This window comes from Streptomyces sp. NPDC050732, assembly GCF_040654255.1.
In the GTDB taxonomy this organism is placed as follows: Bacteria; Actinomycetota; Actinomycetes; order Streptomycetales; family Streptomycetaceae; genus Streptomyces.
Genome location: NZ_JBFAHP010000048.1, coordinates 41544 through 61831, shown reverse-complemented (window position 1 = coordinate 61831; position 20288 = coordinate 41544). Strand labels below are relative to the sequence as shown.

General features: G+C 66.6%; 16 protein-coding genes and 7 pseudogenes. 7 read left to right on the top strand and 16 right to left on the bottom strand.

The genetic code is table 11. The features are described from left to right. Positions 1 to 1130 precede the first annotated feature (1130 nt). From AB0H82_RS32960 to AB0H82_RS32950, 3 genes and pseudogenes are all read right to left on the bottom strand, one after another. Positions 1131 to 1454: a DUF317 domain-containing protein gene (locus tag AB0H82_RS32960; protein ID WP_362999180.1), complete on the bottom strand. Its 324-nt coding sequence runs from the start codon at positions 1452 to 1454 to the stop codon at positions 1131 to 1133. 146 nt (positions 1455 to 1600) lie between these two features. Further along, a pseudogene (locus AB0H82_RS32955) lies at positions 1601 to 1654 on the bottom strand (hypothetical protein); the annotation flags it as partial. Positions 1655 to 1889: 235 nt separating this feature from the next. Further along, positions 1890 to 2153, bottom strand: coding sequence for a helix-turn-helix domain-containing protein (locus tag AB0H82_RS32950; protein ID WP_362999179.1), 264 nt, complete (start codon positions 2151 to 2153; stop codon positions 1890 to 1892). A gap of 96 nt (positions 2154 to 2249) precedes the next feature. On the opposite strand from AB0H82_RS32950, the gene AB0H82_RS32945 reads away from it, so the two are divergent. Then, on the top strand, positions 2250 to 3137 hold the full coding sequence (locus AB0H82_RS32945) for an endonuclease NucS domain-containing protein (protein WP_362999178.1): 888 nt from the start codon (positions 2250 to 2252) through the stop codon (positions 3135 to 3137). 254 nt (positions 3138 to 3391) lie between these two features. On the opposite strand, the gene AB0H82_RS32940 is transcribed toward AB0H82_RS32945, so the two are convergent. Continuing rightward, positions 3392 to 3841, bottom strand: a complete 450-nt coding sequence (locus AB0H82_RS32940; protein ID WP_362999177.1) for a hypothetical protein — start codon at positions 3839 to 3841, stop codon at positions 3392 to 3394. Positions 3842 to 3872: 31 nt separating this feature from the next. Beyond that, on the bottom strand, positions 3873 to 5048 hold the full coding sequence (locus AB0H82_RS32935; RefSeq protein WP_362999176.1) for an amidase domain-containing protein: 1176 nt from the start codon (positions 5046 to 5048) through the stop codon (positions 3873 to 3875). Positions 5049 to 5615: 567 nt separating this feature from the next. Here AB0H82_RS32935 and AB0H82_RS32930 point away from each other — a divergent pair. Further along, positions 5616 to 6275, top strand: a pseudogene (locus AB0H82_RS32930) (RHS repeat-associated core domain-containing protein); the annotation flags it as partial. A gap of 701 nt (positions 6276 to 6976) precedes the next feature. Here the strand turns inward: AB0H82_RS32930 and AB0H82_RS32925 are convergent. Together AB0H82_RS32925 and AB0H82_RS32920 are read right to left on the bottom strand one after the other, a co-directional pair. Next, complete coding sequence (locus tag AB0H82_RS32925; protein WP_362999175.1) at positions 6977 to 7705, bottom strand: DUF6082 family protein; 729 nt, start codon at positions 7703 to 7705, stop codon at positions 6977 to 6979. 22 nt (positions 7706 to 7727) lie between these two features. Then, positions 7728 to 8423 (bottom strand): DUF6313 family protein, encoded by a 696-nt coding sequence (locus tag AB0H82_RS32920; protein WP_362999174.1) that lies wholly within the window; start codon positions 8421 to 8423, stop codon positions 7728 to 7730. A 362-nt stretch (positions 8424 to 8785) separates the two neighbouring features. Between AB0H82_RS32920 and AB0H82_RS32915 the strand changes: the two genes are divergently transcribed. Then, complete coding sequence (locus AB0H82_RS32915; protein ID WP_362999173.1) at positions 8786 to 12244, top strand: WD40 repeat domain-containing protein; 3459 nt, start codon at positions 8786 to 8788, stop codon at positions 12242 to 12244. Positions 12245 to 12324: 80 nt separating this feature from the next. Here the strand turns inward: AB0H82_RS32915 and AB0H82_RS32910 are convergent. Both AB0H82_RS32910 and AB0H82_RS32905 read right to left on the bottom strand, forming a co-directional pair. After that, positions 12325 to 12441, bottom strand: a pseudogene (locus tag AB0H82_RS32910) (IS5/IS1182 family transposase); the annotation flags it as partial. A gap of 19 nt (positions 12442 to 12460) precedes the next feature. Then, a pseudogene (locus tag AB0H82_RS32905) lies at positions 12461 to 12625 on the bottom strand (transposase); the annotation flags it as partial. Between the two features lie 152 nt (positions 12626 to 12777). On the opposite strand from AB0H82_RS32905, the gene AB0H82_RS32900 reads away from it, so the two are divergent. Next, complete coding sequence (locus tag AB0H82_RS32900) at positions 12778 to 13074, top strand: barstar family protein (RefSeq protein ID WP_362999172.1); 297 nt, start codon at positions 12778 to 12780, stop codon at positions 13072 to 13074. A gap of 21 nt (positions 13075 to 13095) precedes the next feature. Here the strand turns inward: AB0H82_RS32900 and AB0H82_RS32895 are convergent. Continuing rightward, a pseudogene (locus AB0H82_RS32895) lies at positions 13096 to 13536 on the bottom strand (transposase); the annotation flags it as partial. A gap of 93 nt (positions 13537 to 13629) precedes the next feature. Here AB0H82_RS32895 and AB0H82_RS32890 point away from each other — a divergent pair. Continuing rightward, on the top strand, positions 13630 to 13947 hold the full coding sequence (locus AB0H82_RS32890) for an Imm51 family immunity protein (RefSeq protein WP_362999171.1): 318 nt from the start codon (positions 13630 to 13632) through the stop codon (positions 13945 to 13947). 30 nt (positions 13948 to 13977) lie between these two features. On the opposite strand, the pseudogene AB0H82_RS32885 reads toward AB0H82_RS32890, so the two are convergent. The 3 genes and pseudogenes from AB0H82_RS32885 to AB0H82_RS32875 form a co-directional block, all read right to left on the bottom strand. Then, positions 13978 to 14899: pseudogene (locus tag AB0H82_RS32885) on the bottom strand (IS630 family transposase). Between the two features lie 237 nt (positions 14900 to 15136). Then, positions 15137 to 15561: pseudogene (locus AB0H82_RS32880) on the bottom strand (IS5 family transposase); the annotation flags it as partial. Positions 15562 to 15611: 50 nt separating this feature from the next. Then, positions 15612 to 16070: an ATP-binding protein gene (locus AB0H82_RS32875; protein ID WP_362999170.1), complete on the bottom strand. Its 459-nt coding sequence runs from the start codon at positions 16068 to 16070 to the stop codon at positions 15612 to 15614. Positions 16071 to 16369: 299 nt separating this feature from the next. Between AB0H82_RS32875 and AB0H82_RS32870 the strand changes: the two genes are divergently transcribed. Together AB0H82_RS32870 and AB0H82_RS32865 are read left to right on the top strand one after the other, a co-directional pair. Next, a complete protein-coding gene (locus AB0H82_RS32870; protein WP_362999169.1) occupies positions 16370 to 16603 on the top strand; it encodes a DUF397 domain-containing protein in 234 nt (77 codons plus the stop codon). Positions 16604 to 16695: 92 nt separating this feature from the next. Then, positions 16696 to 17610, top strand: a complete 915-nt coding sequence (locus AB0H82_RS32865; RefSeq protein WP_362999168.1) for a helix-turn-helix transcriptional regulator — start codon at positions 16696 to 16698, stop codon at positions 17608 to 17610. Positions 17611 to 17629: 19 nt separating this feature from the next. Here the strand turns inward: AB0H82_RS32865 and AB0H82_RS32860 are convergent, their stop codons facing one another. From AB0H82_RS32860 to AB0H82_RS32850, 3 genes are all read right to left on the bottom strand, one after another. Continuing rightward, positions 17630 to 18433, bottom strand: coding sequence for an SAM-dependent methyltransferase (locus tag AB0H82_RS32860; RefSeq protein WP_362999167.1), 804 nt, complete (start codon positions 18431 to 18433; stop codon positions 17630 to 17632). Positions 18434 to 18531: 98 nt separating this feature from the next. Then, positions 18532 to 18933, bottom strand: a complete 402-nt coding sequence (locus AB0H82_RS32855; protein WP_362999166.1) for a hypothetical protein — start codon at positions 18931 to 18933, stop codon at positions 18532 to 18534. 77 nt (positions 18934 to 19010) lie between these two features. Further along, the gene (locus AB0H82_RS32850) at positions 19011 to 19892 is read right to left on the bottom strand and encodes a helix-turn-helix transcriptional regulator (RefSeq protein WP_362999165.1); all 882 of its coding nucleotides are present in this window, start codon (positions 19890 to 19892) and stop codon (positions 19011 to 19013) included. Positions 19893 to 20288: the final 396 nt, after the last annotated feature.

Sequence of the window (20288 nt, the reverse complement as noted above, 5' to 3'; positions counted from 1 at the left end):
GGAAATGCAGGTGCAAGGCCTGCCCGGCGCTCGATCAAGGGGCCCGTACACGCACAGCGTGTACGGGCCCCTTGCGGTACTGCGCCAGGCGCACCACCAGATGATCGGCGGTGGCCCCGCGCTGGGTGTGCGCCGACAGCCTCAATCCGTGCCCGCGGGGTAGACCGCTTGGGGAGGTGGTGCTGGTCAGGCCAGGGCGGTGGGGCGGGTGGATGGTGTTCCGCTGCTGCCGGGCCCGGATGAGGGTCGCCTGGGGCTGGACCCGCCAGGCGTACGGGCCGCCCGCTGTCACAGCTCGCCGTGCTCCTCGCGGACGAGAGGCGCCGCGTCGCCGGACATCCGTACGCGGACGCCTTCCTCGCCGGGTACCCGGTACGGGTCTGAGGGGCCGGTGCCGGGCGATCAGGCGGTAGGCCACGGCAAGCGCGGTCTCCGCGTCCGCGGATTCCACGATGATCTGGGCCAGGCCAGGGACAGACAGGTGAGCGGGGCGAGAGGTCATACCGCGGCAGACGTGCTTCGCAGGCGCCGCAGTTCGCACCAGCCCGGGTCTTCGCTCGGCCGCGGAAGTCTGGCCTGTCGCCACGCTGGAGGGTACTTGAGGCAGAATGCTCGTCGCTCTATAGCCGCCAGATCTTGACGGTCCTTTCGAATGTTCTTGAGGCGGCTGTCGATGACCGACGGCTGGTGCGTAACCCGGTGCGTGCCAAGTTTGTTCGCCGGCCGAAGGCGCCGGCCGGTGGCGGTCCTCCGCCGGAGGGGCCATCCCCGCGCCTGCGGGGATGGCCCCACGCGAAAGTTCGACCAGATCATCCGCGAGGCGTGCTCCCCGCGCCTGCGGAAATGGTCCCTCGAACACGCCGAACGCCTTGCCGCTCTCGCCGTGCTCTCCGCGCCCGCGGGGGTGGTCCGCGCTTCTTGCCGTTAATCCGAACCTAGCCAGGTCGCGACGGGCGCTCGCCGCACGCACGGGGCTCGGCTGCACTCCCCGCTCCGGTCCCAAACGCACAGTAGTAAACCCAATTAAGCAATGGTGGTGGCACTCGGCGGTCCTGCCAACCGCCGCATCTGACCGCCTATGCCGCCGAGGGGACTCCGCTGAGGCGGTGCGGCGCCCTGACTGCCAGCGATCAGTGTGTACGGCCGGCCGCGGGGCTGGCTGGGACTGCCGGGATGACCGACGGGGCGGTGTCGGGGCTCGTCCTGCGTTCGCGGCTGGTCGTCTGCCTCTGGCGGGTGCCGGTTGCGTGGGTGAGGTTCTCAGCGAGGTTGGCGAGTAGCGAGCTGGGGGTGTACGGGGATGCGGTGAGGGCCCAGGTGGGGTGGTCAGGGTTGGGGCCGGCCCAGACGCTCCAGGTCGCGAGGGTCTGGTTTGAGTGCTGGGCGGCGAAGGCATCGAACTGGAATCCCGCGTCTGCCGCGGGGGATGTCCAGCGGATCCATCGCCCGTCCACGGTGTGTTCCACCCGCCGTCGGAGAGGGGCTGCGTGGCGGCGGCGATGCTCTTTTCGTCCAACGGGGCGCCGAGGGCTGTGTCCCAGCCGTGGCCATCAGTGAGGTGGTCCAGCAGTTCCTGCAGCACGGGGGCAGGAGTGGCGCCGGTCGCGGTGAGAACCCACATACGGTCGGAGACCGGAGTCTCGTACGCCGCCATGGTCCATGCGGTCTCGTGGATGGGGGCTTCGTGGATGCGCTCGATGCGCAGGGTCTGGGATTTGTGAAGCGGCAGACACAGTAGGCGACTGCGTGGAGTGGCTCCTTCAGGCCGCCCTACAGTGTTCTCCGCAACCCAGTCGTTCGTGACGATGGGGATGCGCAGGTGGGGGGATCCAGCAGCACGCAAAAGCCCCACCGCAATGGCGGCGGGGCTTTTGGTGAGGCGTCAGGCGTCAGGCGTGGGCATTGCTGTACTCCGGCTCGCCACTGTCAAGGACGCGGAGCAAGGAGGCGGTGACGACGCGTGTGCTGCGGCCGATGCGCAGCACACGGCATGGGAACTCCCCGCGGCGAACTAGTTCGTAGCCCTTCGCCCTGGAGAACCCGAAGGCTCGGGAGGCGTCCTCGACGCTGCCGGTTCCGCCCCAGGTGGCGCGGATGTGCGAGGGGCTGTACTGGGCGTCCGTTTTCGAGGTCCCGTTGTTCTGGCTGTGCATGTGAGGCTCTTCGGTTCCCTTCAAGACTGCTTAGGTCGCGGAAATATGCCCGGACTCGGTGACGTTCCCCTCTGGCACCGTGATCATGGAGGGGGAGTGGTGGGTCTGAAGCTGTTCAAGACGGCTGGTGAGGTGAGTGAGGTCGTGCCGCGTCTGGCTGCGGTGGAGGCGGATGTGCAGGATCTCGTCGAGGCGCACATGGAGACGATGCTGGGCGTCAGGTTCCTGGCGAGCGAGTACGTCATCGACTGTGTCGATGGCGGGCGGATCGACTCGCTGGGCCTCGACGAGAACGGGGCACCCGTGATCGTCGAGTACAAGCGCGGCACCGACGCAGGCGTGATCAACCAGGGCCTCTACTACATGGCCTGGCTGACCAACCACAAGGACGCCTTCCGGAACCTGGTCCGCGACCGTCTCGGAGTGGCAGCCGCGTCCCAGATCCTGTGGAGCGCACCCCGGCTGATCTGTGTGGCCGGCGACTTCACCCGCTACGACGCGCACGCCGTGCGCGAGCACCGGCGCTCGATCGACCTGGTCCGCTACCGGTACTTCGGCAGCGACCACTTCGGCCTGGAGACCGTGGCCTCGGTCACGGGGCACTCGGCTCCGGTCAAGCGGGTACGCCGACGAGCGGCCGGGGCGCAGCCGCCCCGGAAGCAGGGCGGTGCGATGGCCGAGCTGGCCCAGGCGGTCGACGAGGTCCTGGTCGGACTCGGGGACGGCGTCACCCGGGTACAGCGCAAGCAGTACCGCGCCTACCGACGGCTGAGGAACTTCGCCAGCGTCTGCCCGCCCCAGCAGACCAAGATCCTCGTCTACCTCAAGGCCGACCCGAAGGAGGTCGACCTCGTCCCCGGCTTCACCCGGGACGTGACAGGGCTCGGCCACCACGGCACGGGTGACCTGGAGCTGCAGCTGCGGACGGAGCGCGACCTGGAGCGCGCCGGTGACCTTCTGCGCCTCAGCTATGCCTCGGCATAGAGATCTCCCGCTACGGCATCGGCCCAAGTGGAGTGTGGAGTTGTGGGCTGTCGTCGTGATGCTGCCTTTCGATGCGATGGCCAGGGAGTGGCGGTGGAGCACCAATAGTGCGGAGGATCCCCGGTTTCGCTAACCGGGGATCCTGTGCTAGGTGCCGAGAGGCCTCCGCTTCCTCGGCTTTACCGCGTCTAACAAAAGTTGTCGATCATGTGACCGTCGCTCCGCCTGGTTCTATGAAGCCTGGCGCGCATGTCCTACGATCTCGAAGTTTCTTTGTTGCCAGGCCACTCGAACAGAACGACGTGCCAGTGGCTCTTCTCGTATACCAGATCCACTGTCTCCCGCAACGGACGCCCTTCACTGGCAGAGGCTGTTAGGGCGACCCTGCCCATGTAATCCCCCATTTGATCGTACTGAATGGGCGCTTTGGTGATGGTCAGGCCCTTGCCGCCCTTGGATCGCATGATTTTATCTGCCTGCTTCCGCGACCACGGCTCGTTCGGGGCGTCTCCCACTTTCAGGAGGGCTTTCATGTCACGGTCATTGAGGGCTTCGACGTAGCGCTTGACTGCAGTTGGGGCACCCGAGGGCGGAGAGCTGCTAGCGGAGTTACCACCGCCATCAGAGGTACCCCCGGCGTCGGCAGAGCCGCAGCCCGCGGTAAGGAGCAACGCTGTTGCTACGAGTATGTGTTGCTTGCGCATGGCGCCTCCAAGTCGGCCGGCTGTCAGCTTCTCAGGTGCGGTGGGCATACCACCAGGCTCGGGGGTACTTGCGAAGGATCTTCTTGAGGCTCCTGTTGTGCACGTTCGGCGTGTGATAGCTGAGGTAGGAATTGCTGCGCCAGCCCTTGGTGACGATCATGGTGTGGTTTATGTTGTTGTTTCTGTCGAAATCGGCTTGTAGGACATCAGCCTTTGCAAGGTCTTGCACGTAGGGAAGGATGCGAGTTCTCTTGGACCACTTCTTGGCGAACCAGTACCAATTTTCGGCCCCGGCCCAGGTGTAACTTGTATATATCGTGGAGGTTGAGCCGTAGAACCAACTCGAATTGTGCCTGCGGCGGTCTCCGTTGTATTTCCAGCCGCCCGCACGCATAGCTTGCGATATGAAGTTAGTGCAGTCGTTGCCGTATCTACGGTAGGCGTCGTTGTTGTTCTTCCAGTACTTGTTGGCATACGCGGCCATCTTGTCGTAGCTGTATCCAGCCAGCGCCTGGGCCGGTTTTGATTCTCCTCCTGGTGTCGACTCGCCGGTCGGCGAAGACATCTCGGTTTTATCGTCTTCGGGTTCGTCTGGCGTGCCACTGTCCTCCCCTGGAATTTCTAGGTCTAACCGAGGTTCGGCCATGTATGTACTGGGTGGCATTGAGCCGGTATCGGCGAGGTCGGAGGCCAGCCGCCAGGTGCCGGCGTCATCACGGTTGAACGTCAGAGTGTGGTTGATGCTGTATTCTTCGGCCTCCGGAGCTCCGGCGGCGACGTCGGCAGTCGGGTGGTAGAGCTTCGTGTCCTCAGTGACCTGCAGCCGGACTGTCGTTTCTGTCTGGGAGAAAGGGCCTTGTGGCGTGACGGTCACTGCGGCATCGACGTATCCGCCGTCAAGCTCCTTGTACTCGGCCGCGAGGGCGGCGAGTTGTTGATACTCCGCCGCCAGCTTTTGGCGCAGACCATCAGTAGTCGGAACTGCCATCGCCCCTTCCTGGAACCGTGCGTCCACCTGCGACGACTTGACAGTCACCGCGTCGGCTCGTTGTTCGAGATAGCGGTCGGTGAGTTCTACGAAGTCTCCGATAGCTGGTGCATCGACGGCGGGGTCGTTGCTAGCCACCGCCACGGGTGCAGTGGCGGTGAAGAACGGTGCAAGGACTACGGCTGCCGCAAATGTCGCGGCGCATCTAGGGTGGCGCATCGATGCATCTCCTGTGGCCAGAGGGTTACTAGCGGGGATAGTGGCATGTGTATAGAATCCTCTTTCCTGGGTGCCGCGAAGAAGTCTTGTTCCAGTCCTTGATTGACTGAATCTGGCACTCGGCTATGCGCGGATGCGGAATGGTTCTCCTCACTTGACTGTGTGGCATTCCACTTCGGTAGTCGTGACTCAAAGGTGATGGGTGCCACCGATTAGACACAGGAGGGAAGCCCTCAGGTCTAGTTGCGAGGCTTTCTCTGCTGAGTGCTTTTCCGTCTGGATCCACGCTTAACTGGCTCTAATGAAAGTGATCGATCAAGTGACTGTTGGCTGGTTGGCTTGTTGTTCTGGCTATGGGGGATCGTCAGTCGCGTCCGTGGATCGTGTCGGACGAACCGTGGTCGCTAATGGAGCCGTTGCCGCCTGAGCCTGTTCGGAGGCTGGTCGAGGGCACAGACCGCAGGTGCCCGGACCGGCAGGTCCTGTGCGGGACCTTGTCCGTCCTGCACGCCGGTATCCGACGGGAGTACCTGCCCTAGGAGCTGGGCTTCGACTTGGGCAGTACCTAAGCTCGGCGACACCTACTTCCACAACGGACCGCTCGGCCTGTCGGCGACCTCAACGGCCGGTGTGGACACGGGCTTCAACCGCGAGCCCGGGGGAACTCTGAACTCCATGACCCGGGACCGGAAGACGTACTTCTACCTCACCGACGCACTCGGCTCCGTCGTCGCGGTGGCGGACGAATCCGGTGCAAAGGTCAACGAGTACTCCTACAGTCCCCGAAGCGTCACCCGGACGGCGAGCAGCGAAAAGGTCGCCCAGCCCTACCGGTTCGCCGGCGGCTACCAGGACCCCACTGGCCTCTACCACTACGGGGCCCGTTACTACGACCCCAACATCGGCCGCTTCAACAGCCCCGACCCCTCCGGCCAGGAACAGAATCCCTACCTCTACGCCGCGGGTGACCCCGTCAACCGCATCGATCCCAGTGGCCTGTTCTGGAAACCGCCGGTTCCGGACTGGGCGAAGAAGGCAGGTAAAGCAGTTCTCGGTGAGGGCAAGGAGATAGTCAAGAAGGTGAAGCCCACGCGGTTCGGGCTCTACTGCTACGTCTACAAGTCAGTGGTCGGGGACGAACCGAACGATGGCGAGTTGAAGCACGAGTTGAGTCAGCTGCACTCCTGCTTCAACCCGTACAAATACACGCTGGATCCCGGAAAGTAACCTCTCATGCTGCCCGGTGTGGCGCCACGGTCAAGGGTGGCGCCACACCCTCACCTTGGGACGGTGAAACGTATGAAGAATGACAGTGCAACGGTGGAGGTCGCTCGGCATGCGGCACTGGTTGGCGTTGGCGTGTGCGTACTCGTAGTAGTTCTGTGCCTGATTCTCGGCAAGTCGGCCTCCTATATCGCTTACTCCACAATTTCTACCTTCGCAGTATGGTTCGCTATACAGTTCATTTTCGACTACGCGAAGCTTAAGCTTGCACGGAGCGACCGATGAATCAACACCCCCGACCCGACTGACACTCTCAGGTACGTGGCACGAGAGGGAGCAGCTCAGGTGCCGCGACCGAGGACGCCAATGGGTGACGCAGTCAGAGGTAAGGAATTTCTCCGCCATAGTTTTCGCGGGCGGGATCTGCGCATGCATTGCAGGGGCAATTTCCGGTGATGCGGCCCCGATCACACTTGGGGCGATAGCCATAGCGAGTAAAGCGGTTCTCACTTGCGCGACGAGCCGGGAAGGCCGGGAACTCCACGCAGCAGGCTAAAAGGGGAAGGTTATCAAGTGTCGGGTGAAGGTAGTGATGAATTGCTTACGGCGGGCATCATTGCATCCTGGCACCCCGTGTAATCCGTGCCCGAGAGTGGCGCGTTGTGGGGCACGCGCCGTCTTTGGCCGAGATGATGATCTTGCGGTCAGAAGTCCTGCTCGCCGGGGGGCCGCCCAACGATCCACCACTCGTCGAATTCGGCTTCCTCGAGATCTTGGACCAGGCTGTCAATCATGTGGGCTACTTCTGCCTCCGGGCTGTCGGCCGCCAGGCCGGCCCGCTCACCGCGGGTGGCATACCAGTAGTCCCGTACGACGGGATTTTGCAGGAAGGCCCGCACCTGCACGAACAGGTCCTTCCACGGCACGGCGCCGGTGGCCCACGACAGGACCATGTTTTCGTACACCGCCCGCACGTAGAGGAACTGGCGACGGCGCTCTGGTGTCATGGGTGCCCCGAGGCCAGCATCGCCAAGGAACACGGTCTCTGCGAGGTCGGGGTCGTTCATAGCCCGGGACAACAGTTCCATGCGACGCTGACCAGCCGCGATCAAGGCTTCCTGTCGGCGGGCCTCGCGCCGTTCGTCCTCCTCCCTGCGCCGTCGGAACGGCGACCATGGGCGCCGCCTGGAGTCGGGGCGGCGCTCACGGGTGCTCCCGGAGCGGGGCGTCGCGATAGGAGGTTCCTCGACGGGCAGGAGTTGACCCCGGAAGCGGGCCGCAAAGGCTTGCGCATCAGCTTCCGTTGGCTCACGGCGCAGTGCGACATCCGCTGTGGCACGAGCGGCGTCTTGGATCACGCTGTAGGAGGCCTCCGGGAATGAGGTGCCGAGCATCCGCTCGACGACCCGGTCGGCCGACTCCGTGGGCGCCATGAGACCACCGTAGCGGTCAGCGCTACACGCGGCGGTTTTGATCGCACACGAAGCACCGGTCCAACTGGGCTGCGTTGAATGCGGCTGCACGCGCGAGCCGTTCCGCCTCAGCTGCGGCTACCGCGGGCGTGAGGCCTTCAAGCCGCGCCCAGTTGTCCGCGACGAACTCAACGGTGGTGCTCCAGTGCTCCTCAGCCATCTCGCGGTTCCTGGCGTGGGGGCCGTTGACGTACTGCTCGACAAATCGGCGCCCTTCCCCACCCTCGGCCTCCAGCTCGACGAGCGAGCGGATGCGGAGGCCCTTGTCGCGGCCGGGTTCCGGCGTCGCGGGCTGCTCCGGGTTTGCTACCCGCTCGTGGACCTCCTCTTCTGACAGCGGCCGTCGAGCATCAATCTGGCGGCCCAGAAAGTAGCCCGCGGCGCCACCGATGATCGCAGGCACGAGCAGCCAACCGGACAGGCTCAACACATAGGCGAAAGCCGAGTTCCCGCTCTGGCCTGGAGCCGTCAGTCCGACGAGAATTTCGTACGCTGCCCGCCATCCGAGGAACGTGCCCCCTGCCACATACAGCAGCCCGAAGGTCAGCAGCCACCAGGGGGCTCCAGTGAGGAGCCAGTGCGCTGCCTGGTTAAGGAAAGATCGCGCGCCCATCCGATTCCGCAGCCGCCGCCAGAGACTGACGCCCGACGGGGTGGGCGGGTCCGGAGGCATCGACATGCCCGTCAAGTTAGCGCTGGCGGCGGAGGATTGAGCCTCGAATACGCGAGCTGACACCGACCTGCCCAGCTGTGCGTGCTGGCCCCAGACGCCTACGCCGGCTGCTGCCCGTGCTCCTTCTCCTGGCCGTGGCGCAGCACTTGCACCATCGGTGACTCCGGCGGACAACGAGGGGGATACAGCTGAGCGTTGCAACGGGGCCTGCGCGGGGCCGTGCAGCGGCGTCGGTTGTGTGCTGAGGGGCGGTGAAGGACCTGGAGCCTGCTGAGCTGTGGTTCTTGGGCGCAGTGGGCATGCAGGGGTCCCGGGTTGTTATGAGGATCTGATCGTCTGGGGCTCGCGGGCAGCTAAGTTGTTGATCTATGGATCGGCGCCCCCTCAAGCTCATGGTCGATGTCCTGCTCATGGTGGTCGGGGCCCTGTTGGGTATCGCGACGAACTACGCGACCGGCCAGTCGGACCATGTGCCGCTCGCGCTGCGGCTGTTGCGGGACTGGTCGGTGCCGTTGGTCGGTGTCGCGCTGGTGCTGCTGGTCGGGGGCCAGGTCGCGCTGCACCTCCTCGACCGGCCGACGCCGGTACGCCGGGTGTGGAACAGGGCCCAGCCGCCGTACCCGGGACTTGAGGCTTTCACGGAGGACGACGCGGCCGTATTTTTCGGGCGGGACCGGGAGATCGCCGAGCTGGTGGGGCGGCTGCATCCGGCGGTGCCAGGACGGGCACAGCGGTTTGTGACCGTGGTCGGGCCGTCGGGGAGCGGAAAGTCGTCGTTGGTGCGGGCCGGGCTGCTGCCGGCGCTGGCCCGGCGGCGGGGGCGCTGGGCGGTCGCTCCACCGTTCTCGGCCGGCGAGGACCCGGCCGGCACCCTGCAACGGCAGCTGGCTCAACTGCCGGACGGGCGGCCGGCGTTGCTGGTGATCGACCAGCTGGAGGAGTTGCTCACCCTGTCCGGTCGCGAGGAGCGGGAAGCGTTCCGCACCGCTGTACGCGACGCGTTGCGGCGTGACTCGCGGCTGTGGTTGGTGGCCACCTTGCGCTCGGACTTCCTCACCGGCTTCCTGGAGTCCGGTTTCGCCGAGCTGGTGCGTAACCCGGTCGTCGTCGGCCCACTCGCCCGGGACGCGCTGTATGAGGTCATCGAGAAGCCCGCCGAGCAGGCCGGGCTTTCCTTCGCACCTGGCGTCGTGGCCCGCATGGTCGACGAATGCGGCGGAGGCGACGCGCTGCCGCTGCTCGCCTATACCCTCCAAGAGCTGTACCTGCGCGCCGGAGGCTCCGGCGGAACGGTGACCGAGGAGGCGTACCGAGCCCTCGGCGGTGTCGCCGGGGCCCTGTCCGAGCGCGCCGACCAGATCACCGGCGAGCTGGCGGACGCACCCGTGATCCCCACCCTGTTGCGGTTCGTCACCATCGACCGCAACGAAGCCACCCGCCGCCGGGTCCACCGTGCCGACCTCACCCCGCGGGAGCAGGAGGTCGCCGACGCCTTTGTCGCCGGACGCCTGCTGACCGGCGGCGACGGGGGCGTCCTGGACGTGGCCCACGAGGCGTTGTTCCGCCAGTGGGCGCCGCTGCGCCAAGCGGTCGTCGCCCGGACCGAGGACCTGCGCCGCCGCACCGAGCTGGAACGCCGGGCGCAGGACTGGGACCACGCCGAACGCCAGGACGCCTATCTCCTCACCGGGGAGCGGCTCTCTGTCGCCCGGCGGTGGCTGGCGCAGTCCTCGCGGACGGTCGGCGCGACGCCACTGGTCGAGGAGTTTGTGGACTGCTCGCTACGGGCGGACCGGGCGACGATGGAGCGTGCCGCGGACGCGGTGGCCGTCCGGGCCCTCGAAAGCCTCGACACGGAGCCGGAGACCGCCGTGCTCGCCGCCCTTGCGGCAGTCGAGGAGTGCGCGGCCACACCCGGCGCGGTCCAGGCGCTGCACACGGCCCTGGGCGCCTCACGGCTGCGAGCCGTGCTGCGCGGCTTCGAACGCGGCGCGTCCGGGGTGGCCTGGTCGCCGGACGGGCTGCGGCTGGCCGTGTCCAGCGACGACGGCACCGTACGGGTGTGGCGTCCAGACCGCGACGACCAGCCGGTGGTGCTCGCGGGGGACGGCGCCTGGATGCAGGGGGTGGCCTGGTCCCCCGACGGACGCAGGCTTGCGGCCGGCTGCCGGGACACCACCGTGCGCGTCTGGTCCTGCGACACCTGGGCCGAACTGGCCGTCCTGCGCCACACGGAGGCGACCGGAGACCGGGAGGAGGGAGTCGGCGGTGTCGCCTGGTCGCCCGACGGCAGCTACCTCGCCTCGGTCGGCAGCGACTGCGCCGTGCGGATCTGGGACGCCGACACCTACGCCGAATCCGCAGTGCTGCGCGGGCACCGGCGCATGGTGTGGAGCGTGACGTGGTCACCTGACGGACAACACGTGGCCAGTGGCGGAGAAGACGGCACGATACGGGTTTGGACGGTGGCCACAGCGGCCACCGCGGCTGCCGTCACCGTACTCACCGACCACGAGAACAACATCGAGTCGGTCCGCTGGTCGCCGGACGGTGCCCGGCTCGCTTCAGCCTCCGGTGACCGCACCATACGGATCTGGGACACCGGCAGCTGGCGAGTACGGCGGACACTGGAGAGCCCGGAGGTCATCAACTCCCTGGCCTGGTCGCCGGACGGCACGCGCCTCGCCGGTGGTGACGCGGACCGTACGGCCTGGGTCTGGAGCGTTGATGGGGTTGCGGGCGAGGACCGGCTCACCGGGCACGCCGACACCATCTACGGCATCGCCTGGTCGCCCGACGGGCAGCGGCTGGCGACCGCCTCCCGCGACCGGACCGCGGCCGTGTGGAACGTCACCGAAACCACCAACGTCTTCGGCGGCCACGATGGCGCGGTACTCCGCGTCGCCTGGTCGCCCGACGGGACATCCATCGCCTCCGTCCACCAGGACGGCTCCCTGAGCATCCGGGACTTCGCCTCCGGCCGTACGACCGGAGGGTGGCACGGCGGTGAGGCGTCCGATACGGCCTGGTCCCCTGACGGCACCCGCCTGGTCATCGCCCTGCGCGACGGTGAGGCCGTCGTGTGTCGGCAGGACGGCAGCGACGAAGACATCAACCTGGCAGGCCACACCGAGGCACTGTCCCACGTCTCCTGGTCCCCTGACGGCACCCGCATCGCCACCGGATCCCGCGACGGCACGGCCCGCGTCTGGGACGCCGCCACCGGTGCGGCCGTCCACATCCTGCGGGGCCACGAGGACTGGGTCTGCGGTACGGCCTGGTCACCGGAGAGCCGTTATCTCGTCACGTCCAGCACGGACCGCACCGCCATCGTCTGGGACACCACCGACGGCACTGCCGTCAGCACCCTGCGCGGTCACCTGGACTACGTCTGGAAGGTCCATTGGTCACCCGACGGCCGCCGCCTCGTCACCGGCTCCCGCGACCGCACGATCCGGCTGTGGGACCCCTTCGACGGCACCGAACTCGCCGTCATGGCCGGACACGAGGACCGGGTCCAGGACGTCGCCTGGTCGCCCGACGGCACCCACATCGCATCCGTGTCCCAGGACCGCACTGTCCGACTCTGGGATCCGGACAGCGCCACCCAGACCGCGGTACTCGGCATCCACGCCGACCGGGTGAGCGGCCTCGCCTGGCACCCGGACGGCTCACGGCTGGCGACCGCCTCCCGCGACCGCACCGTACGCGTCTGGACGATGGCCGATCCCGACATCGACGGCCTGCTGCGCCGCACCCGCCAACGGGCCTTCCGGGAACTCAGCACCGACGAGCGCCGCTCGTACCTGCTGCCCGACAGGAACTGACGCCCACCTTCGACGCCTGCCCACGGCGAAGGAGTGGGTAAAAGAGCGTTTCATCCCGGCGGGGTTGTCTGGTTCGAGATTCAGGTGTCGCGCCAGTTCGGAGCGGATTCGCTGGTGAGTCGTCGACTCATGAGGTCGATCATTGCGACGTTGATTATGGCTTCGGACCGGTGGGGGTGGGTCTCATAGTCACGTGCGGTGACACCGGCCTCGCGTAGGAAGTCGACGTGCCGGTTCACGGCCGGCCACCCCGTCCCAGCTCTGTGGCACAAACAGGGGCCAGGCCAGTGGGCAGGAGGCGGTGTCGGAGGCAGCGTGGACGCTGACCCCGATCTGGCAGTTGCCCACCTTGCTCAAGGTGTTGGAGTACTGCCGTGCCACGTCCGAGCACCGAGCGTGAGCCCTTCAGCTGGCTCGGCGGTGCCAAAGGGGCCGAGGAGCCGGTCAAGTACTGGCTCTCGAACCTGCCCGTCGACCTGGAGTTTGTCTCTTTGACCGGTGCTTCTCGTGGTGGGGCTGGCTAGTCTGCTGCGGTGACGGACAAAAAGCTGGTCGTTGACCTGCGAGGTCGGCTGATCGAGACACTCAACGACTTCTGGGACGCGGTGAGCGAGCCGTGTGGGCTGCCAGAGTGGTTCGGCCGGAACCTGGACGCGTGGTCGGACACGATCGATACCCGGGGCATCTCTGAGGTGATCGACAGCCACGATGTCTTGACCGTGCACGTCGACCAGAGGGGCCTCTTCGCCGGGCGCCGGCAGGAGGCCGACGCCCTGGCCGGCATCTTTGACGGAGAGCGGAACCGGCTCATCGTCCGCGGGGCGGCCTGATGAATCCTTCGGATGCCTTGCTCAGCGCCGGGCCCAGATGAGGATGGCAGCAAAGTGGAGGGCGGCCTGGTAGGCGATGGCGAGCTTGTCCGTCCGCATGGCAAGGCCACGCCACTGCCTGAGCTGGGCGATACACCGCTCGACGGCATTGCGCTCCTTGTATGTCTCGGCGTCGAAGGTGGGCGGGCGGCCGCCGGCGCGGCCTCTCCGCAGGTGATGGCCGATCTGGTCGGCGGACTGCGGGATGACGGCGCGGATGCCGCGTCGATGGAGATGCCCACGAATCGCGCGGGAAGAGTAGGCGCGATCTGCAGGGACGACCGCGGGGCGCGTTCTTGGCCTGCCGAGCCCGCTCCGCGGGATCCGGATCCCGGCCATGACCGCCTCGAAGGCTGGCGCGTCACCGGCCTGTCCCGCGGTGACGTGGATGGACAGAGGCCGCGCCCGGCTGTCACTGGCTAGTGCTGTGACCGGAAAGGTTCACCGGGGTCGTGAGCGGATGAGCCTCTGGAGGGAGTGGACGGCTCGTGGGCCAGGCGTGAGAGGATCGCGGCCGTGACCATCAAGCTTCATGACTTCGACGGCGAACACTCGCTGACGATGGATGTCGGTGGCCTGGCTGTTGATGCCGCAGTGGTCGATGCAGAACACGAGCCGAACGGATACTTCTGGGAAGGTCTCGTGCGGTTTGCCTGGCCAGACTTGGCCGAGCGCCTCGGCTTCGACAGCGAGGCCGGCATGTTCTGCGCGGTGGGGAGTCCGAGCGACCTCGCGCTTCTCAAAACGGCCGTTGAATCAGTCATCACGAGCCCCGAGGCAGTCCGCGACATCATCGCCCGGGCGGAGACTTCGGGCTTCGAGTTTGACGATTAGAGATCCAACCGGATAGCAACACCAGTTGGGTCAGGATGCTGTGCTGAGTGGGCGTCCGCCCCAGCGGAGGCCCTTCTCACTGCGGATCCGGGCACGCTCCTTGCGCTGGGCGGCCAGCACGTCGGGGTGTCGGCGTTCTTGTTGCGCCAGCGCAGGTAGGCGTGCAAAGCCCGGGCCTGGGTGGGGTGGCTGCGGTGGGCCTCGATCGGGTTAGCCCAGGATGCGTAGGTGGGCGTGAAGCACAGCTCGACCCGGTTCCTCCTGGCCCAGCGCCGGACCGTCTCGCTCTTGTGGGCGGACAAGTTGTCCAAGATGACGTAGATCGGCGCGCTGTCCGGGCGGACCGCGCGGATCGACCTCAGCGCCGCCAGGGCGTTCGCGGCGCCCTTCTTGCGGCGGTTGACGCCCCACAGGGTGTCGTCGCGATCGAGTAGCAGCCGTGGAAGTAGCGGACTCCGTGGGTGCGATGGTAGGTCGCGGGGTGCCGCTCGGGGTGGCTGGCAGGGGCCCAGCCGGAACCGCTGGTGGGGCGGATATTGAGCGGGCGGAACTCGTCGAACGCGAACACCCGGTCCGGGAACCGCTCCAGGACGTGCTCGATCCGGTCGAGCTTGGCGTCGCGCTCGGGGTCGGGTGATTCCTTCCAGGTCTTGGTGTGCTGGAAGGTGATGCCGCGGCGGGCGAGCAGGCACCGTAACGCCTCGCGGCCGATCCCGGTCACGCGACCCTGCACGCGTCGTAGGTGGCCGGCAAGTTTGCGGACCGACCAGCGGGTGAAGGGCTGGCCGAGCTTGGTCGGGCGGGTGGTGGCCGTCGCGACGACGAAGTCCTCGTCGTCAGGACTGAGCAGGCGGGGACGGCCTCCCGCTTACTGAGGGTCCAGACAGGCCAGACCGATCTCGTTGAACCGGTGGATCACCTCCCGCACCGTGTCCTCGTCGGCCTGGACCAGCTACGCGATCACCGGGACCCGGTTTCCGCAGGCGGACGCCAGCAGCATCATCGCCCGGCGATAGCGCACCGAACTGGTACTGCCTCGGCGCACGGTCTGCTGCAGTTTCTGCCCTTGCTGATCTGTCAGTCTGGGCACCCGCACAGGCTCGGACACCACACCTCCCAGCGATCCGACGGACATCACTGCCCATCCAACCGCTCCAACCACCAACCCGGCGAACCTTCCCGGTCAGAGCACTAGATGGACCTTCGTGCTCAAGCCACCGCGGGAGCGTCCGAGCGCGTGATCCTCGGGCTCGGACTGGCCGGGCGACCCCTTTTCCTGGCTCCGGCCGAATGCTGGTGAGCCCGGCAGACGGTGGAGTCCACCGAGACCATGTAGCTCACGTCGTCATCGGCATCCGCCACTGCCAGGACTGCCGCGAGGATCCGTTCCCATATGCCGTCCATGGCCCACCTGATCAGGCGCTTGTGCGCGGTCTGAAAGAGTCTGAGCTCTTCTGGCAGGTCGCGCCAGGGTGAACAGGTGCGGTACTTCCACGCGATGGCTTCCAGAGTCCGACGGTGGTCGGCCCACCGTCGTCCACGGACCGGATCGGCCGGCACCAACGGCTCGATCCGGGTCCAAATCGCATCAGTGATCACTAATCGGACAGACACATCCGATCAACTGAGCAACCCATCAAAGAGACACGCTCTAGCTCCACCCATCACTCCGGATGTGATCTTCCTTCAAAGCCGCGAAGCGCTACACGTGCCCAGACGGCTTTGCCGTGGGACTGGGCGTCGGTAGTCCATCCCCAACTGGTGGCGAGCGCCTTGACGATGGGCAGGCCGCGGTTGCGTTCAGCCAGCGGCGGCGGCGGCGCGAGGAAGGGCCGGCGACGGCTTGGGTCCCGTACGACACAAAGGAGTGTGCGAGGGCGGGGAGCGAGTGCAAGCCACACCCCTGTCTGCCTGGCATCCGAGGCGAGGCGCGCGTGGCCATGGCGGATGGCGTTGGCGACGAGTTCGGAGGCGATCTGCACGGTGTCGTCGCTGATCGCCTGCAGGTTCCAACGCTGTAGGGCGCTGCGAGTGAACTGCCGGGCGATGTAGCAGCAGTCGGTGGTGGCGGGGATGCTCCGGGCGGCGAAGGGGGTGCTGCCGAGCCCGGTGTCGACGGCCATATTCGCCGTGGTCGCCAGTGGCTCGCCTAGGAACAGCGGCGCTTGTGGCCGCCAGGGCTGGACGGGCTGCGGCTGTCTGAGGGCGCCGTAGCGATATGGCGTCATGATCTGTCCCCCGGGAGCGTTGCCGTGCGCTTGACGCGCCGTGCCGTCTCTACCGTCACTATCGCGGCCTCGTGCTCGTTACTGCAAGCGGGGTCCTGCAATTGCAGGGCACGAGAATTCGCACTCGCGGCCGACGCTGGTGCCGACCGACGACGTTCGGTCGGCAGGGGGCCGGGAAAGATGTGGTGAGGCAGATGCAGCAGGTACACAACGGCATGGACGCAAGCACGATCGAGGGCGTCTCGTGGCGCAAGGCCATGAGTAGTGGAGGGAACGGAAATTGCGTAGAAGTCGCCAAGCTGGAGAGCGGGGAGGTCGCGGTCCGCAACTCGCGCTTCCCCGAAGGGCCAGCGCTGATCTACACGCCAAATGAGATCGCAGCGTTCCTCGAGGGGGCCAAAGGCGGAGAATTCGATTTCGCCCTCTAGTAACCTAGGGCTACCCTTTGGCTAGTTCCTGACATGCCCAGCTCGCGCTGCCATACTCGCCCTTGGGGAGAATTCGAAGGGGAGATTTCGGTATGGCAGCCGAGCGGATGGCGCCGTCAATTCTTAGGTTCCCGCACCGCCCGCAATGGGGGCCGGGCGCGCATCGCAAGGCTCTGGCTGGGCATCTGCGGCGCTGCCGCGACCATGCCGGCGTCGCATCCCGGCTGGCAGCCGGACATATCGGTGCGTCCGAGTCGACGCTGAGCCGTATGGAGACCGGCCTGGCCGCGCTCAAGCAAGGGGACATCGAACAGCTGCTACAGCTGTACGGAGTGGCGGATCGGCGCGAGTGTGAGCGCATCGCGGTGCTGGTGCACGAGGCGGCCCAGCCGGACGCGTGGCAGCCCCTTGCACACGCGGCAGCGCCCTACCTGCGGCCGCTTCTTGGCATGGAACCCGCTGCCCGTCGCATCATCTCCTACGAACCGCAGCTGGTGCCGGGCTGGCTGCAGACCACAGAGTACGCACAGACCGTGATCCGTGCTGCGCACCCCACCGCCCCGGCGAAGGAGGTTGAGGAGCGGGCGCGACTTCGGCTGCTGAGACTGCAGATGCTGCGTCGGCAGACGGACCCGCCCGTATTGCTGGCGGTGATGGACTCCGAGGTGCTCCGACGCCAGGTGGGGTCGCCCGGAGTGATGTACCGGCAGGTGCAGCACTTGTTGGATCTGCTGACCGAACTGCCGTACCAGCTCCACCTGCGAATCGCGCCGCTGGAGGCCGGGGCGGTCGGTGCCATCGGGCACCCCATCGTCCATCTGCGGTTCTTCACGCCGGAGTACCTGCCCGACATGGTGTACCTCGAGCAGTACGAGGGGGCGGTCTACGACGAGAAGCCAGCGAGCTCAGAGCGGTACCTCGCCGTCCTCAACAATCTCTGCGCTGTCGCATCCCTCGCGCAGCACACCCGTTCTCTGCTGGAGGAGGCGTTGAGGTACTGGCGGTAGGCGCGGGTCCGCCCTCGAGTCATCGCTTGACGAAGCCGACACCGCCGTACTCTTCCCATTCCCAGGTCTGCTGGGCGGGGACGTCGTCGTGGCGGGGCCGCCATGTCGAGACCTCCACCAGGCCCGGGTGGACCAGGTCCAGCGGGGCACAGAAGTCGGTCACGTCGCTCTTCTCTCGGACCCGCCCCCAGTGTCCTTGGGTCTGCTCTGCCATGAAATCCGTGACGAACCCGCGGACTTGGGGCGAGTCACTGACGAGTTGGCACACCACCATCGCGCTGCCGGGTGGGAGCTTGTCTGCGACGCGGGCGATCAGTTCGGCGGGCCGGTCACTGTCGGGAATGCAGTGCAGGACTGAGACGAACAGCGCGGCGACGGGCTCGCTTGGATCGATCAGACGACGCACGGGGTCGCTGGCAAAGATCCTCTCTGTATCACGCATGTCTTCCTCCAGCACGGCCGTGTTGGCGTTGCGCTCAAGGAGGAGGCCGCCGATGCGGCGGACGATGGGGTCGTTGTCGATGTACACCACCCGGCTGCTGGGGTCGACGCGCTGGGCGATCTCGTGCACGTTTTCCTGCGTGGGCAGGCCCGAGCCGTGGTCGATGAACTGGCGTATTCCGTACTCGGAGGACAGGGTGTGGACGGCGCGGCGCAGGAACTCGCGGTTGTTCAGGGCGAGTTCGCGCATACTGGGCACATGCTCCAGCAGCGCCTCGCAGGCTGCACGGTCAGCAGGGTAGTTGTCCTTCCCGCCCAGCAAACTGTCGTACATGCGGGCAACGCTCGGCGTGTTGACATCCACACCATACGGAAAGTCCATGTCCGCCCCCGATGCCGCTGGCACGCCTGGCGACGTGCACCACTGCCAACTCAGTGTAGGCGCACGACCACAGCGAGGGGCCAGCTAGCGGCGGAATATCACCCCTTGGGGCGGCTGGCGGGCCCCAGCAGGCCGGCGAGATCAGATTCAGTGATTCCCATTACCTCCGCAGTCCGTTCGGAGCTGAGATGCAGCTGGTCACGCAGCAGACGGGCGTCCCGCTGAAGGGCTCCCACACCTCCCAACGCCGACACGTCAGTCCTCGCATGACCCAGCGCGTGGTCAATGTGCTGGTGCAGCATCCGCCAGGCGATCGCTGCCGGTTCGGAACTTCGCAGCACCTGGTGCCATGACACGGCCAGTTCGGTGAAGGCTGCGGCGATCGTGGCCTCTGCGGCTTCCCCCCGGCCAAGCCGCAGTAGGGCATAGTCCAGATACGGCTGGTAATGACGCTGCCGGAAGGCATCAAAGGCGGCCAGTACTGTGCGCTGAGACCGCATCTGCTTGCTGCACGGACCTCCGGCTCGGTCCTGACTTCCTGCTGCCGATACGGCAGTCCGGCGCTCTCGCGGAGAGGTCATTCTTGTCTCTCCCCGGGTGCAGCGATGTGTGCGGTGCCGTCTGGAAGCCTCGGGTCGTCGCACATGAGGAAGGCGTAATGCACCGCTTCCCACAGCGGTTTGATATCCGCCGGCTGCCCTCCCAGAGCCGTGATCAAGGCAGCGAGCACATTCCACTCCGGGACATCGATGCCGGCCAGGGTGCGGCGGGCTGCGGACGCGCTGACCGCCTTCTGGCTGAGCAGCTCGATCTGCTCAGCCGTGGGGCTGTGCGCGGCCCGGTAGATTCCGCGCACAGCCGCGTGCAGCTGCGCGATGGCTCCTACAGCGGGCTGCCGCAGAGGAGCCGTGATGCCGTGGGCCGCCTCGAACAGCACCCGCAGGTCGGCCGGATCCGACTTGAAGAGCACGGCAAGGGAACACACCAGATCCCAGGAGGGAAGCCGGTCCCCTGACAGGACGCGAGAAATAAAAGACGGCGAGAGTCGGGTGAAGTCCGCAACCTCCCGAATGCTCTTACGGCTCTCTGCCTGCAGCTGGGCCAGCGCGGACGCCAGCTGCCCCACCGAGTTAGCGTCTTGAATCCCGCTGGCCTCCTCGGCAGGCCACAGAGCTCCCCTTGGCACCTCGCCATCGGGATGCCGAGCAAGGCGTCCACTGCTCTGGCGGGTGGGAGCTATCCGCTTCTCGTTCGCGTGCCGGTCTATCATCCGGGCCACCCGCTCCGGCCCCCAACGGGAGCGGGCCGTCTCTGGCGCCACATGTGCCGCCTGGCCAACCGCCCCCCATTTCTCACCGCGGTGGCGGGCATCTTGCACCGCAGCCGCCGTGTAAATTTCAAGCTCCCGACGGATCACCTCGGCACGCTCCAGCAGCGTTCCCAAGTCCTCGTTGCGCACCTCGCCGTCCAAGAGCTGCCGCGCCAGCCGCTGGACCTCCAGGGCAACCGCCTGCCCGAGTGGACCCTGCCGCTCGGCAGGCTGCTTCCCACCCGCCTGCCTCTGCCGCTGCGCCCTACGGCGGCATACCGTGCTGCAGTAGCTGCGGCGGCGCCCCGCACCTGTCTTCTGCGTCAAGGGAGCACTGCATACTGCGCACGTCGTCGGCTTCGACGGACCACCGGTCAACACGATCCCTCCCCTCCAAGCCAGACGCAGCCCCCACAACCGTGGCTGCGCATCTTCTGCCGTCCACCATGGCGGGCCAGGCTGCAGCTCGACCCGCCATGGCCCGTGGGTCAGTCCAGGCGTGCCCAGAGGAACTGAATCGTGGAAGTGCGGGCTGCCACCGCTGAA